This window comes from Streptosporangium sp. H16, from assembly GCF_051918855.1.
GTDB lineage: Bacteria > Actinomycetota > Actinomycetes > Streptosporangiales > Streptosporangiaceae > Streptosporangium.
In genome coordinates this window covers 1-653 of record NZ_JBPXMD010000134.1, presented here as the reverse complement: position 1 = coordinate 653, position 653 = coordinate 1, and the positions used below count along the sequence as shown (strand labels likewise).

Below are 653 nucleotides of genomic sequence, written 5' to 3'. Positions count from 1 at the left end.
ATCCGGTTCAATTCGCGGATGCCGGATCTGGTGATCGGTGATCTGAACGCGCAGGTCGCCGCGCTGCGCACCGGCGAACGCCGGTTCCTGGAGATCCTGGAGAAGTTCGGCAGGCAGACCGTGGACGCCGCGGTCCGGCGGATGGTCGAGGACGGCGAGGCGCGCACCCGCGCCGCCCTCGCCGAGCTGCCGCAGGGCTCGTGGACGGCGGTCGACTGGCTGGACGACGACGGGATCACCGAGGATCCGGTCCGCATGCAGGTCACCGTCACCGTCGCCGACGGCACCTTCACCGTCGACTTCGCCGGTTCCTCGCCCGCCGTGCCCGGTCCCGTCAACATGCCGTTCGGCGCGACCATCGCGATCTGCAAGGTCGTCCTCAAGGCGCTCACCTCGCCCGACGAACCGTCCAACTTCGGCACGACCGTCCCCCTGGAGGTACGGGCCGAGCCGGGCACGCTCTTCCACGCCGTCTACCCGCAGCCGACATTCACCCTCTGGACCGGCATCGTCGCGGTCGAGCTCATCCTGAAGGCGCTGGCGCAGGGGATGCCGGACCGGCTGCCGGCCTCCTCGGGGGGTGACGTGCCGGGGTTCATGATGGTCGGGGTCCATCCGGAGACCGGGCAGATGTTCGCGGTCAGCAACAACGA

Annotated in this window: 1 protein-coding gene; it reads left to right on the top strand. The window is 69.7% G+C overall.

What is annotated here, in order from left to right:
* Positions 1–18: 18 nt before the first annotated feature.
* Positions 19–653 (top strand): hydantoinase B/oxoprolinase family protein (locus ACTOQ2_RS44020; protein ID WP_440108009.1); only part of this gene is annotated, 635 nt, incomplete at its 3' end.